This is a genomic window from Pseudopedobacter saltans DSM 12145, assembly GCF_000190735.1.
GTDB classification, from domain to species: Bacteria; Bacteroidota; Bacteroidia; order Sphingobacteriales; family Sphingobacteriaceae; genus Pseudopedobacter; species Pseudopedobacter saltans.
This window is the reverse complement of record NC_015177.1, coordinates 756,543-770,478: the sequence shown is the minus strand read 5'-3', so window position 1 is coordinate 770,478 and position 13,936 is coordinate 756,543. Positions and strand designations below refer to the sequence as shown.

13 protein-coding genes and 1 tRNA gene are annotated in these 13,936 nt (G+C 35.8%); 3 read left to right on the top strand and 11 right to left on the bottom strand.

What is annotated here, in order from left to right; all coding sequences use genetic code 11:
- Positions 1-5: 5 nt before the first annotated feature.
- From PEDSA_RS03170 to PEDSA_RS03135, 8 genes are all read right to left on the bottom strand, one after another.
- Positions 6-1,331, bottom strand: coding sequence for a hypothetical protein (locus PEDSA_RS03170; RefSeq protein WP_013631707.1), 1,326 nt, complete (start codon positions 1,329-1,331; stop codon positions 6-8).
- A 19-nt stretch (positions 1,332-1,350) separates the two neighbouring features.
- Positions 1,351-2,937: a RagB/SusD family nutrient uptake outer membrane protein gene (locus tag PEDSA_RS03165; RefSeq protein WP_013631706.1), complete on the bottom strand. Its 1,587-nt coding sequence runs from the start codon at positions 2,935-2,937 to the stop codon at positions 1,351-1,353.
- Positions 2,938-2,948: 11 nt separating this feature from the next.
- On the bottom strand, positions 2,949-6,149 hold the full coding sequence (locus PEDSA_RS03160) for a SusC/RagA family TonB-linked outer membrane protein (RefSeq protein WP_013631705.1): 3,201 nt from the start codon (positions 6,147-6,149) through the stop codon (positions 2,949-2,951).
- A gap of 430 nt (positions 6,150-6,579) precedes the next feature.
- On the bottom strand, positions 6,580-6,801 hold the full coding sequence (locus PEDSA_RS03155) for a DUF2795 domain-containing protein (RefSeq protein WP_002996718.1): 222 nt from the start codon (positions 6,799-6,801) through the stop codon (positions 6,580-6,582).
- A gap of 131 nt (positions 6,802-6,932) precedes the next feature.
- Positions 6,933-7,481, bottom strand: coding sequence for a cob(I)yrinic acid a,c-diamide adenosyltransferase (locus PEDSA_RS03150; RefSeq protein WP_013631704.1), 549 nt, complete (start codon positions 7,479-7,481; stop codon positions 6,933-6,935).
- 2 nt (positions 7,482-7,483) lie between these two features.
- Entirely contained in the window at positions 7,484-8,176 is a 693-nt protein-coding gene (locus PEDSA_RS03145) for an ABC transporter ATP-binding protein (RefSeq protein WP_013631703.1), read from the bottom strand.
- A gap of 61 nt (positions 8,177-8,237) precedes the next feature.
- Positions 8,238-8,528 carry an Asp-tRNA(Asn)/Glu-tRNA(Gln) amidotransferase subunit GatC gene (gene gatC / locus PEDSA_RS03140; RefSeq protein ID WP_013631702.1) on the bottom strand — a complete coding sequence of 97 codons (291 nt, stop codon included), beginning with the start codon at positions 8,526-8,528 and terminating at the stop codon, positions 8,238-8,240.
- A complete protein-coding gene (locus PEDSA_RS03135) occupies positions 8,518-9,285 on the bottom strand; it encodes a lysophospholipid acyltransferase family protein (RefSeq protein WP_013631701.1) in 768 nt (255 codons plus the stop codon). Before PEDSA_RS03135 ends, gatC begins: the two co-directional genes overlap by 11 nt.
- 39 nt (positions 9,286-9,324) lie before the next feature.
- Between PEDSA_RS03135 and trpS the strand changes: the two genes are divergently transcribed.
- From trpS to kdsB, 3 genes are read left to right on the top strand one after another with little or no spacing between them, the layout of a single operon-like run.
- Positions 9,325-10,320, top strand: coding sequence for a tryptophan--tRNA ligase (trpS, locus tag PEDSA_RS03130; protein WP_013631700.1), 996 nt, complete (start codon positions 9,325-9,327; stop codon positions 10,318-10,320).
- A gap of 26 nt (positions 10,321-10,346) precedes the next feature.
- Positions 10,347-10,967 (top strand): deoxynucleoside kinase, encoded by a 621-nt coding sequence (locus tag PEDSA_RS03125; protein ID WP_013631699.1) that lies wholly within the window; start codon positions 10,347-10,349, stop codon positions 10,965-10,967.
- Positions 10,968-10,974: 7 nt separating this feature from the next.
- Positions 10,975-11,715 carry a 3-deoxy-manno-octulosonate cytidylyltransferase gene (gene kdsB, locus PEDSA_RS03120; RefSeq protein ID WP_013631698.1) on the top strand — a complete coding sequence of 247 codons (741 nt, stop codon included), beginning with the start codon at positions 10,975-10,977 and terminating at the stop codon, positions 11,713-11,715.
- 97 nt (positions 11,716-11,812) lie between these two features.
- On the opposite strand, the gene PEDSA_RS03115 is transcribed toward kdsB, so the two are convergent.
- The 3 genes from PEDSA_RS03115 to PEDSA_RS03110 form a co-directional block, all read right to left on the bottom strand.
- Positions 11,813-12,658, bottom strand: a complete 846-nt coding sequence (locus PEDSA_RS03115; RefSeq protein WP_013631697.1) for an SDR family oxidoreductase — start codon at positions 12,656-12,658, stop codon at positions 11,813-11,815.
- Between the two features lie 252 nt (positions 12,659-12,910).
- On the bottom strand, positions 12,911-13,105 hold the full coding sequence (locus PEDSA_RS20095; RefSeq protein ID WP_148233487.1) for a hypothetical protein: 195 nt from the start codon (positions 13,103-13,105) through the stop codon (positions 12,911-12,913).
- Positions 13,106-13,841: 736 nt separating this feature from the next.
- A tRNA-Leu gene (locus tag PEDSA_RS03110) sits at positions 13,842-13,926 on the bottom strand.
- Between the last annotated feature and the right edge of the window lie 10 nt (positions 13,927-13,936).

The following is a 13,936-nucleotide window of genomic DNA, read 5'->3' as shown; positions in this document are numbered from 1 at the left end:
TCACATTATTTTTGAACGTACATATCGAATTTAATGGTAGCAAACTTATTACTAGTTGAAACATAATTCACTTCCTTTATTTTTAGTATAACGTTAATTTCTCCACCATTTTGTTTTGGAACTTTTATCCAGATCAGATTCCTTGTAGTTGCATTAAAATCTGCCGCTTGAGTATCTGCAGGACTCTCAACATATTTCGCCTGGCTAGAACCAGGAACTGTAATCCCAGTAAAGAAAGTATTATCTAAAGTCGAAATATTTCCAGATTCGATATTCGCGTATACAGCTGCTGTAGCTGCATTTTGATTCCTTAGGAGTGCTCTGAATTTCGTAGCTTTCAGCGTAGCTATATCTGTTCCTGGTATTCCCCACTCTGAAGAACCACATATATAATTCTTTGCAACAGAAGAGGCATTTGACGGTGAATAAAAAGTTGCGTTAGAAGATGTTCCATAAAACAAGAAAGCTATCCTTTGATAATCTTTCAGAGGATCTGTACTATTCTTAGATAACGCATGTAAATCACAACTGCCAAAAGATGTCCAGGTAAAATCATTAACCCAGTTAGAAACCGTATTTGTAGTAGCATCTCCCTGAGCATTCATAACTAAATCAGTTCTTAAAATATAAGGGGTTGTTGCAATTTTCATGAGATGACTTGTAGAAAAGTCTTCCTTATCATAAAGTACAATTTGTACATTATTTGCTTCTGGCCTATAAGTATAAGTATAATTTACATTATAACTTTTAATGTCATTTAAATTATCTATTGAATGAACTAATGTAAAAGGTCCTGTAGAATCATCAAAAATTTCAATTTTAGTAATTCCATTTTCCGACTCGGCTTTTCCTTGGATGGTAATCTGATCGTGGTCATTTAACTTCTCATTAACCGGAAAACCAGACAGCTTGGGTAAATGCGGAAAATAAGCGGTTATCTTCACAAATCCTTCATATGCCGCATTATTTAAACTTTTAACCATCATCTTTATACCTTCTACTTGCGACAGATCTGGTCTTTGGAAAATATTATTAGAAAAACTTAAGGTCAAATCTTTTATATTATCCTCTTCTCCTGGAAAAAATATCCCGATTAAGGAGTCCGGTTTGTTACCTCTAATTAGATAACTATAGATAGATTCTACTCCTACATCAGATTTCACATTTACACTAATGTCATTATTTGGGGATAATTTCTTATTCCCCATATTAAAAGTATATTCCCGTGTTTGCACACTTACAGTAGCAGTTGCTTGCTTTTCATCCTTCTTACAAGACATTATCCCCATACTTATCAGAAGAAATAGGAATATTTTATTAATATTTTTCATATTCTTTATCTTTTTTATATTAATAACCTGGGTTTTGACCAATATCTATCTGATCATTTTTATCTCTCTCTTTTTGTGGGATTGGCAACAAGAGCCGATCTTTTGTAACGTTCGCCTGTAGGGCAGATAAAGTTATTGGAGGAATGATATTAACATAATGATTAGCGAATTCTTCTGCAAAATGATTTTTAATAATCTCCACCGCATCCGACTGTCTCATTATATCAAAGTATCTTTGATTTTCGAAAGCAAATTCTATTCGCCTTTCGTTTAGCAAAGCTTTTCTGAAAGATTCTGCATTACTCAAAGATTCTGTGCCAGAAGACGGATATTTATATAATTTACCAGCAAAATCTGTGTTACTTCCATAATCTAATGCACCCGCTCTCGTTCTTACCTGATTAATAAGGGCTACTGATTCACCATCTGCATTATCATATCCCAAAGCTTCAGCTTTCATTAATAAAATATCAGAATAACGGATTATAGGGAAATCATTTTCCGCATCATATCTTAAAGAAACCTGAGAAAGAAATTTTTTAACATAAGGTCTTGTAGCTGTGTATTGTGCTATTGTAACATCTTTACGCAAGTCTCCTACCTTGTAAATGGTCTTCATTTCTTCTGTTGGAAAATTATAACCATTACCGTCATTATTCACTACAGCATTCCCACTTCCTGTCGGTGCAAATAAATTAGCAAACGGGGACCCAAGTCCTAAGCCACCCGCTTTATATCTTATGGCAAAAATAATTTCCTTATTCATTTCATTAGAGATAGAAAAGACATCCGAATAAGACGAAACTAAGCCATATCCACTATTATTAATTACGTCATTCAGTAAAATCAAAGATTCATTCTTTTGCCCAAGAGTCAGATAAACCTTTGCTAATAATGATTTTGATGACCAAATATTAGCTCTTCCTAAATCTGCCTGAGGAATAGTAGCAAAAGTCAAATGCGGGAAAACTTCGTTTGCCTTTTTTAAATCTGCAACGATAAAATCATATAAATCATTTACAGAAGATCTTTGAATTAATTTGGCTTCTTGCGGACTAACAGGTTTGTCTACCAGAAACACTCCGCCAAATAATCTAACTAAATTGAAATAATGGTATGCCCTCAAGAATAGTGCTTCTCCCATTATTTTGTTTCTTTGTACATCACTCATTTCGGCGGTACCATTAGAAACTACAATTTCCTTATTCTCGTACTTAACCCCCAGGCTCCTAAGCACATAATTGATAGCTCTAATATTGTTATAAGTATCAAGCCAATAATCATAAACTCTCTCATGAAACGGATTTAACGTAAACATATCCAAAGCGTTCAATTCGGCGTTAGCTACGTTGGTACTGTTAGGCACACCCTGTTTAGAATTATCGCTTCTTAATTCGGTAAACATCCATTCATTATATAGTGGTTTATGCAAACCGCTGTAACACCCAGTAAGTGCACTACTAACTTCGTTAAAGTTTTTATAATAATCTTCCGCGCCAACATTAGAAATAGGCTGAAGATCAATAGATTTCTGACATGACACTAACGATACCGATAAGAAGATCGATGCCAGTAACTTTTTATTATGTTTTAATATCTTGTTCATGTTAATTCCAATTAAAAGTTCAGATCCAAACCAAATGTAAATGTCTGCATTAAAGGAAATGCACCTCTTTGGTATCCAGTTACTAAAGGAGATTGATATTGATTTGATGTCACTCTGGCCTCAGGATTAATGCCTCTATATCCTTTGCCCATGAAATAAGCTAAATTATCCGCTGAAGCATATAATCTAACTGCATTCAGTCCAAGTTTCTTAATTGATTTTTGAGGAATTGTATACCCCAAAATTACGTTTCTTAAAGAAATATACGAGGCATCTTCAAGTACATAATCCGAAACCATCCAATCTGCTCCACTTGTGAAATACGGGGTTTTTCCATCTCCCGGATACATGTCACTCAACCAACGATTATTTGAATTATAATTTTTATTGAATCGCTTTGTTTCATTATAATATGCGTCACCATTAATCAATTTTCCGCCTTGAGAGCCTTGTACTAAAATATTTAAATCAAAGTTTTTATATTTAAAGGCATTCGAAAATCCCCATGTAAAGTCTGGAAAAGGACTCCCCAAAACAACTCTATCATCAGTGTTGACAATATTATCGCCATTAGTATCCGCATATCTTAAACCTCCTGGTACTGCAAAGTTCGTAATCGCAGATGTAATTCCTGAAGCAGCAATCTCATCGGCAGATTTCCATACTCCTTGGGTTTTGTAACCGAAAAACTGGATGGACGGCTGCCCTACTATTGCTGCATAAATCTCGTTCCTTTCACCATAATTATATTGGAAAGGTTCTCCTCCCAATTCCAACAATTTATTTTTGTTTCTGGCAAAATTGATAGAAGATGTCCACTCGAAATTCTTAGTTTTTAGATTATTGGAACTAAATTCTGCTTCAATACCATTATTTCTTACTTTACCTATATTGTTGATGAATTCCTCTGAACCTGTAAAAGCCATTGCCGCTTGATTAAACAATAATTTATCTGTTACCGAGCGATAATATTCTACAGAGAGGTTAAATCTATTTTGTAAGAAAGCTAAATCTAAACCCGTATTAGATTCAAAAGTGCGTTCCCAGGTTATCAATGGATTTGCAATTACAGGTGAGTTTGGTGATAAACCCAGGTTTACATTACCTGTACCCGCTCCGAAACCATAATTAGCTGGATTCAATAAATCCTGATACGAGAAACTTGTTATCTTATTATTTCCGGTAGCCCCATAACTTGTTCTTAATTTCATGGTTGTTAACCAGCTAAGATCTTTCATGAATGGCTCGCTGGTAATATTCCAACCTGCTGATACAGATGGAAAAAAGCCATACTTTCTTCCGCTAGCAAAGTAAGAACTTCCATCAGTCCTAAAACTGGCCGTCAACATATACTTACTATTATAATCGTAAGTCAATCTACCTAAATAAGAGACTAAACCAATTCTGTCCTTAGTTGTAAAAGTCCTGCTTTGATCAATTTGAGCAGCTTGATTCAGTGTTTGGAAATTTTCAGTTGGAAAATTCATTCCTGCCATACTTGAATTGTCTATCCAGGTTTGCTGAGCTGTGTAACCTAATAGGCCTGTAAAATTGTGCTTCCTTTTTGAATATGCATAGTTTAGCGTATTCTCCCATAATAAATCTTTAAAATGCATTCCAGTAACTAAAGCTTGGTTTACTGCACCGTCTTGTTTAGCATTACTTTGTGTAAATGTTGTGTTCTCTTCAAAATTATAATATCCACCTAAAGAAGTCTTAAACACCAACTTCGGAAGAATTTCATATGACAAATCCCCCGATGTAAGAATTCTATAAGCGGTTCTTGCTCTGGATTCTCTGCTTGCTATGGAAAGAGGTGTGTTATTTTGAGTGCTCCATGGATCTACTGTTCCCGGGCTTGTCCAAAAAGTTCCATCGGGCATATAACCTGAATAAGCTAAACCATTAAAATGACGAGCCTGCGCATAGTCTCCTGGCAATATATTTGCCCATTGGCTATTTTGCTTCACATAAGCTGCTGTAAACTCATTATGATAAGCCGGAACAAAACTATACCACCTATAATAATCTGTATAATTAGCAGAAGGCCTGTCTGTTTTAATATATGTCGGGTTAAAATTTAAGCTAAATTTCAGTTTCTTCGTCAGATTACCATCGACTTTAGCTTTAAATGTAGTTCTGTCATTCTGACTAAACTTCATAATCCCCTCGTCCTTTTGCATACTACCGGAGATATAGTATTTCAGATCTTTCTTACCTCCGGAAATCCCCAATTGCACATTGTATATACCAGCATTATCATTTAGCGCCATATCTTGCCAATCTGTTGAATAACCAGTGATCTGATTTTCTATAATATATGCTGCTCTCTCCTGATTAGTAATCAGATTTCTTCGATTTGTAGCTACCGATGGATCATTTTCTCTCAAAGCAGCTTCTGCATATAGTTTATCCACATATTCAGACATAGTTAAAATCGGATGCAGCTTATATGGATTTTTAAAACCATAATAAGATTTCAAAGAGATTCTTGGTTTATCCGGTGTACCTGATTTGGTTGTGATCAAAATCACTCCATTCGCTGCTCTTGAACCGTAAATAGAGGCTGATGCAGCGTCCTTTAATACTTCAATAGATTCTACGTCTTGTGGATTCACAAACGAAAGACCGTCAGGAACAGGATAACCATCTACTACAACCAAAGGAGATGAATCTGCACTGATAGAGTTAAAACCTCTTACACGTACAACAGGTTCAGCACCAACTTCAGAACTAACATTCTGAACGGTAACTCCTGCAATTTTACCAATAAGGGCATTGTCCAGACGAGAAGTTGGAATTTCATCCAAGTTCTTATTCTCCAATTTGCTTACTGCAGATGTAATGGCTGATTTCTTTAGGCTACCGTAGCCAACGACTACCACTTCATTCATGGCCGTAACCACTTCTTCCATGGTTACATTTATACTTCCGGCTTTAGACACGCCAACCGCCTGAGGCTTAAAGCCCATATAGTTAAACAGTAAAATCTGTCCAACCGCAGCATTAATTGTAAATTCGCCATTCGGTCCGGTTTGTGTACCCTGTTTAGTATCCTTAATAGATACCGATACTCCAGGCAGCGGTTCTCCACTATCTGACTTTACCACTCCTTGAACCTTCACTTTGTTTTGGGCTAGTGCTATTTGAGTGAATAAAACACTACAAATCAGCATAAACACAAAACCTTTCGCATAAATTCTGAACTTCATAATTTTTAGGTGTTGTTTAATTGGGATTATTCCTTTTCGTTTCTACCAATAAATCCAAATTGGTTTACCAAAAATTGGTTTACCAAAAATAGATATTTATTTGATAATTCAAAACAATATTGAAATACCTGTTACCATATTTCAATATGATTGATAACGAAATTAGGTCGAGAGACTAAAAATCAAGAGGTAGATTTTTAAATAATTAAGGGTAAATCCTTAAATAAAGGGACTTTACTACTGTATTTTAAAGATTTCCTCCGCTTTCATTGAAAATATGAAACAAAAAATAGCTTCAAAAATTTTACAATTACTTTGTAAAAACATCTCTTAAAAAGCAAAGGAAAAATACACCCGGAAATCAGGTGTATAAAGGTCATCCTAAAGCAGTATACAAAAGAAAAGCCCGAGTGATAAACTCGGGCTTTTCTTAATACTCGTCTTCGTTAAAGAAGAAGTCATCCTTAGTAGGATAATCTGGCCAAATCTCTTCTATATTTTCATACGGCTCGCCGTCATCTTCTAGCGCTTGTAAGTTCTCAATAACTTCCACAGGAGCACCAGAACGGATAGCATAATCAATTAATTCATCTTTAGTAGCAGGCCATGGTGCATCTTCTAAGTGTGATGCTAATTCTAACGTCCAATACATATATTTAGAATTTTAATTTATTCGCAAAGCTATATTATTATTTAAAAGTTCCTAAAAAAGTTATCAACAATTTGAAGGCCAAATAGTCTTCAGTTCATAACTTGACAAAGTTATTACTTACAACTAAAACATTACAATCTCGGTATCCATTTGTTTTCCTCAACATGACTTAAGTGATTTATAGTTCGGGATAATACAAAAAGGTAATCAGACAGTCGATTCAAGTACATAATCACTAATTTTTCAACGATTGAAGTTTCCGAAAGTTCTACCACTAATCTCTCCGCCCTTCTGCAAACACATCTGGCTATATGGCAAAATGAGGAGGCTGTTGTTCCTCCCGGTAATACAAAATGTCTCAAAGCAGGAAGTATTTCCGTCATCAAGTCTATTTCCTTTTCAAGCAGCTCCACATCGCTTATAAAAAGATCAGGCACTTTTTTGGTTTGCTTTTCCGGGTCACTGGCTAATAACGCTCCTATTGTAAATAATCTATCTTGAATTTCTTTAAGCACTTCCTTGTCTCTATCCCGTATATCCTGATCTTTAATCAACCCCAGGTAACTATTCAACTCATCTATAGTCCCATAAGATTCAATCCTTAAATGATGTTTAGATATCCTTGTCCCTCCTATCAAAGAAGTATAACCTTTATCTCCTGTTTTAGTATAAATCTTCATTTTTAAACTTTCGATATTAAATCGTCGTTTTCTATAAGTCCGTCTCTCATCCTAACAATTCGGTGTGCATGCCGAGCAATATCCTCTTCATGAGTAACCAAAATAATAGTATTTCCTTTTATATGGATATTTTCCATTAAAGCCATAATCTCTACGGAAGTTTTGGTGTCCAAATTCCCGGTAGGCTCATCAGCCAAAATAATAGACGGATTATTTATCAAAGCTCTTGCTACAGCAACTCTTTGCCTCTGTCCTCCCGAAAGTTCATTAGGCCTATGGTCTACTCTATTTTCCAGTCCTACATTTATCAAAGCATCCAGAGCCCTTTCTTCCCTCTCTTTCTTACTTACGCCAGCGTATACCAAGGGCAAAGCAACATTTTCCAAAGCCGTGTAACGAGGTAGTAAATTAAAAGTCTGGAAGACGAATCCTATCTCTTTATTTCTAACGGTTGCTAACTGATTGTCCGTCATGTGGCTTACATTAATTCCATTGAGGATATAATCTCCATGGCTTGGAGTATCAAGACAGCCAAGAATATTCATTAAAGTAGATTTTCCAGAACCGGAAGGTCCCATTAGCGCTACAAATTCTCCTTTATGAATATCCAACGAAACAGATTTTAACGCTTCTATTGTTTCTGTTCCAATAACATACTTTCGTCCTATATCCCGTATTCTGATTAATTCATCCATTTAACAGAGTCTAATTGATAATATGCTATTAAGAGCGACAAAGCGTATTTTTTGTTACAAACTATTTGTTAATCACTTTAGATACTTTAAAGTATTCTTCATTTTTTAGGGGAGCATTTTGCAACGCCTCTTCCCGGGTAAGTTCCTGTTTTTCGATATCTTCTCGCAGCACATTTACCTCATCATTTAAATGTATGAGTGGACTTACACCTTCCACATCAACTTCATTCAGCTTTTCCATAAAGCTTAATATCTCACTCAACTCCTGAATGGATTTTTTCTTTTCCTCTTCTGTCAGACTAAGCCTGCTTAGGTGAGCTATCTTTTCTACAGTTTCTTTATCAATCTTCATCGCCGTTATTCAAATCTTTTGGGTAAGCCGGATAATTCAGTTTCGAATGTACAATTTCAAAAACATTATTTTTAAGATTTTCTTCATCTTTTACAGTCAAATCTTTAGTTTCTATCGGATTATGCACATATATACGACTTATTCCGGGTTTCGAACCTGTTTTCGCACCATCATCCCAAAGCAATTCCCAATTGTTTTGTAAACTTACCGGAAGTATGGGAATATTGTTTTCTATAGCTAATTTAAATGTACCATTTTTAAAGGGATGCAACAACGGAGGGTATTCATCTCCTATTTTTCCTTCCGGAAAAATCACCAGACTCATTCCATTTTTCAGACGTTCTTCGGCCTTTTTATAAGCTCTATAAGAACTCATTTTACTTTTTCTGTCAACCGGCACATCAATTGTCTGAAAGTATATTCTCGTGAAAATATTATCCAGAAGCTCTTGTTTCCCCATAAAGAAAAAGTTGTTTTTCAACAAAACGCTCACCGCAAAAATGTCAAGATTGGACGCATGGTTTGCACAAACAACATAAGTTCGGGACCAGTCAATCTTTTGCTTGTAGCTAGCCTTATAAAATATACCTGAGAAAAATGACGCTAGAAAAGCATTTATTTTTCTTACGATATTAACATACTTATAATAAGACTGATTTCGGGAAAACAGCCATAAAAATGGATAAAGCGAAAAGAAACAGGTAACCGTAAAAAATAAGTAAAACACCCGGTGCAGCGACATCAATAATCTTTTCATATAATCAAAAATATAAATTTTCTGTACTTTCGCCTTATTATGGAAACAGTAGTAAGTGGTATTAGATCTACAGGTAAATTACATTTAGGAAACTATTACGGAGCGTTAAGCAATTTTGTTAAGATGCAGAATGATTATAACTGCTTCTTTTTTATAGCCGATTTACACTCATTAACTACGCACCCCACACCTGAAAATCTTTACAATACAGTTCGTCAGGTTGTAGTGGAATATTTGGCGGCTGGTATCGATCCTGAAAAATCTACAATCTATATACAATCTCATGTACCTGAAGTTGCAGAACTTTATCTGTACATGAACATGAATGCTTATTTAGGCGAATTAGAAAGAGCTACTGCCTTTAAAGATAAGGTTAGGGCCAATCCGGACAATGTAAATGCAGGTTTGCTTACCTATCCTGTTTTAATGGCTTGTGATATTTTATTACATCACGGCACAAAAGTACCTGTTGGAAAAGATCAGGAGCAACACCTGGAAATGACCCGAACTTTTGGTAATCGTTTTAACAGATTGTACAACGTGGACTACTTTAAAGAAGCTTTTGCATTTACTTACTCCGATAAACTTGTTAAAGTTCCAGGATTAGATGGCAACGGAAAAATGGGAAAATCAAACGGAGACGCAAGCTGTGTATATCTGTCGGATGCTCCCGAAATTATCAGAAAAAAAGTAATGCGGGCAGTTTCAGATTCTGGTCCAACAGAAATAAACCAACCAAAACCAGAACCCATTCAGAATCTCTTTGATTTGATGAAGATTGTCTCTTCTGCGGATACTTTGCAGCATTTTGAAGATTTATATAATAAATGCGAAATTCGCTACGGCGATTTTAAGAAGCAATTGGCAGAAGATATGGTATTAGCTACTACTCCCGTTTATTCCAGAATAAAAGAAATTTCGGAAGATGAGGAATATCTGCAAAAGGTTATTAGATTAGGAGCTGAAAAAGCCAGAGAAAGTGCAACAAAAACAATGAAAGAGGTGAGAGAAATTATTGGTTTTAGACCGTTTTAATCATTTAAAGACATAAAAAAGCAAATATGCATATAGCTGTTGTTGGTAATATTGGAGCCGGAAAAACCACACTTACAGAATTATTAGCTAAGAATTACAATTGGGAAGCTTTGTTCGAATCTGTGGATGGAAACCCTTACTTAGAGGACTTCTACAATGATATGAAAAGATGGAGTTTCAATCTTCAAATTTATTTCCTTAACAGTAGATTTCAACAGATAAGGGAAATACAGGCAGATACAAACAGAAACGTAATTCAGGATAGAACTATTTATGAAGACGCTTTCATTTTTGCAGAAAATCTGCATGAAATGGGTTTAATGACTTCAAGAGATTACGGAAACTATAGAGCAATTTTCGATAATATTACATCATTTCTTAAAGCTCCGGATTTACTGATTTATCTTAAAGCTTCTGTTCCTACGCTTGTAGAAAACATCCAACGCAGAGGAAGAGAGTACGAAGCTTCCATAAGACTTGATTACCTTCAAAAACTGAACGAAAAATACGATGCATGGATAAAAGGTTATAATCAAGGTAAATTATTGGTACTTGACAAAGACAAGCTTGATTTTGCAAATAAATCTGATGATTTGGGTTTTATCGTAGATAGTGTAGAAAAAGAAATTCACAGCCTTTTTAAATAATTCTCTCATGAAAATTTTAGGAGTGATACCCGCCAGATTTGCCTCTACGCGATTTCCTGGAAAGCCGTTGGTAGATATAGCTGGAAAAACAATGATACAGAGGGTCTACGAAAAGTCGTCCTCGGCAACAACTTTAAATGATTTGGTTGTCGCCACAGATGACAAACGTATTTACGATACCGTGAAATCATTTAATGGAAACGTTATTATGACTTCTTCTGACCATCAAAGCGGCACAGATCGATGTGCAGAAATTGCAGAAAAAGTTACAGGTTACGATGCTATCATCAATATCCAGGGAGACGAACCATTGGTTGATCCAAATCAAATTAATCTGGTAGCTGCATGTTTCAATTCAGCAGATACTCAACTGGCTACTTTGGTAAAAAAGATAAAAACCCAGGACGAACTCTTTAACAACAATACTCCTAAAGTACTGTTAAATTCAAAAAACGAAGCTTTATATTTTAGCCGTGAAACAGTGCCTTTTTTAAGAAACTACGATAAAAAAGACTGGTTAAAACATCATACATTCTATAAACATATTGGTATATACGGATATACGGTTAATGTTCTTAAAGAAATATCCAAACTATCTATAAGCTCATTAGAAATGGCCGAATCATTAGAACAATTAAGATGGCTTGAAAATGGCTATCGCATTAAAGTTTCTTTTACCGATTCCGAAACTCTCGCTATTGATACACCGGAAGACTTAGAAAAAGTATTATCTGTGATCAACAGATAGAAATTCTCACAAAATATCATGAAAGAGAAATTTCTGCAGATTTCTCTTTCTTATTTACCCTGCAAATAATCAGCGTCTGCAATAATTTATATTTGTATCAAGCTAAAGCTTTTTTTACTGCATCAGACAATGATGTGGTTGGTCTTCCAAGCAATTTGGAAAGTGCTTTACTATCATCGAACAAATCACCTTTTGCGGCTCCGGTATCAAAACCTGCATACGCCTGTGCCAATCCTTCTGGTAAACCAACAGAACTTAATACCTGAGCATACTCTGCTTCAGACAAATTATTGTAAGGGATAGTTTTTCCCGTTTGTTTAGAGATTTCCGCTGCCAAATCTTTAAGTGTATAAGCCTCATCACCGGCTAACTCATACACTTTTCCCACATGGCCTTCACCAGAAAACACAATAGCTGCTGCTTCAGCAAAATCCTCGCGGGTAGCGGATGAAATTTTACCCTCTCCCGCACTGCCTACAAAAGCCCCCGTACTAAGTGCCCCGTGGACAGAACCGGTATAGTTTTCTGTATACCACCCATTTCTTAAAATGGTATATGGGATACCAGACTCCTTTAGTAATTTCTCTGTTTCGATATGCTCTTCGGCAAGGCTTAATGTGGAAGTATCTGCATGAAGTAAACTGGTATAAACTATCCATTTCACCCCGGCAGTCTCCGCAGCCCGAATAATGTTTTGGTGCTGCGTTATACGCTGACCGACCTCACTAGCGGAAATCAATAAAAGATGGTCAATACCCTTTAACCCCTCTGTAAGCGTCTCTGGTTTTGTATAATCAAAATTTCTTGCTTCAATTCCCAAATCCGCTGCCTTTTCCGGCGAACGAACAAGTGCTACCAAATTTCCTGCATTTACACGTTGTTTTAATTTTTCTACCACCAAACGACCAAGTTGTCCGGTAGCTCCTGTGATTCCAAGTTTCATATTTATTTTAATAATTTATTAACCAATTACTATAATATTTATTTTTCCCTGTTTTATGAGATCCTGTAAAAGTCAGTCACATAGTCTCAACAACAACTTGGGGTTACTGTTTTTTACAACAATTTTCCCAAACAAGTATAGTCATATTGGAAATTTCAATGCCTGGTATTCTAATCAACTAATTCTTTTACAGACAGTTTTAAATAATTTCAAAAAAATTATCATTATTCAAAAAATCCATTTATTGGCTTATTAACCAATTTTAACAGAGGTCATTGTTAGCGAACCTAAAACCTCTTTATCGTTAAGCAAGATTGCTTTTTCATTTTTATCCTTCACTGCAAGTACATGAAGCAAAGGCACATAATGCTTTGGCGTAGGGATGGACCTTGTCTTCCCTAAGGCCATGGTGTAGGTACAAATCCATTTTCCGATTATAGAGTACATTCCGGAGAATTGAGAAATTTATCGCAGGATCCCTCTGAGAGAGACTGCTGCCCGCACTAAGAAAATTGTTGCTGTTGCAACGAAAAACCGTCTCCTGCTGTCCAAGCGGATCTTTGAGAAAGACCTGCGCCAACTTAGAAAAAATAGGAAATAGCTAATATGTCCGGTTTGTACTTTCTGAAAGATCATTACTTAGAAAAAAGCTGTTTTTTTTCATAGTATTCTTCTTTTAAGCACTTCCTTTTCAAAAATTCTCTGGCACAGAGACGGCTCTTTAAGCCAACATTACCTGCTTTATTACAGAGATATATTAGTGAGATAATAGAGGGTTTATAGAGGGTTCATAGAAGTAAAACTCTTTAAAATCCCTATTTTAGCTTTCTTTTATTTATACGTCGAGTATTGTTATTAGGTATGCCTATGATATAAAAGTGGAAAGTAAAAGGTAGAAAGGATTCTGGTATATAGTATTATTCTCTCAGAAGAGATACCCAACGGGCAGAACGGTGCATTAAGTCAGTTCTGCTGTCCTTAGAGTTAAGTGATAGTCTCTGCGAATTAAGAAATAAAACAGAGCTTCTGAGTCGATTTATTAAAGCAAATTTTCAAACTTCTCGCAGGCGCTCTAAGAGAGACCGCTGCCCGGAATAGGGAATAGCCTCTAATACTGAAAGTCAATAAGAAAGGGCTGCTTTTTTGTAAGCAACCCTCTAAATTTTTGGGCTTGAGCCCGGATTGGTACCCAGCGCCGGAATCGAACCGGCACATCCGAAGATATTGGTGTTTGAGACCAACGCGTCTACCAGTTCCGCCAGCTGGGCATTTTTTCTA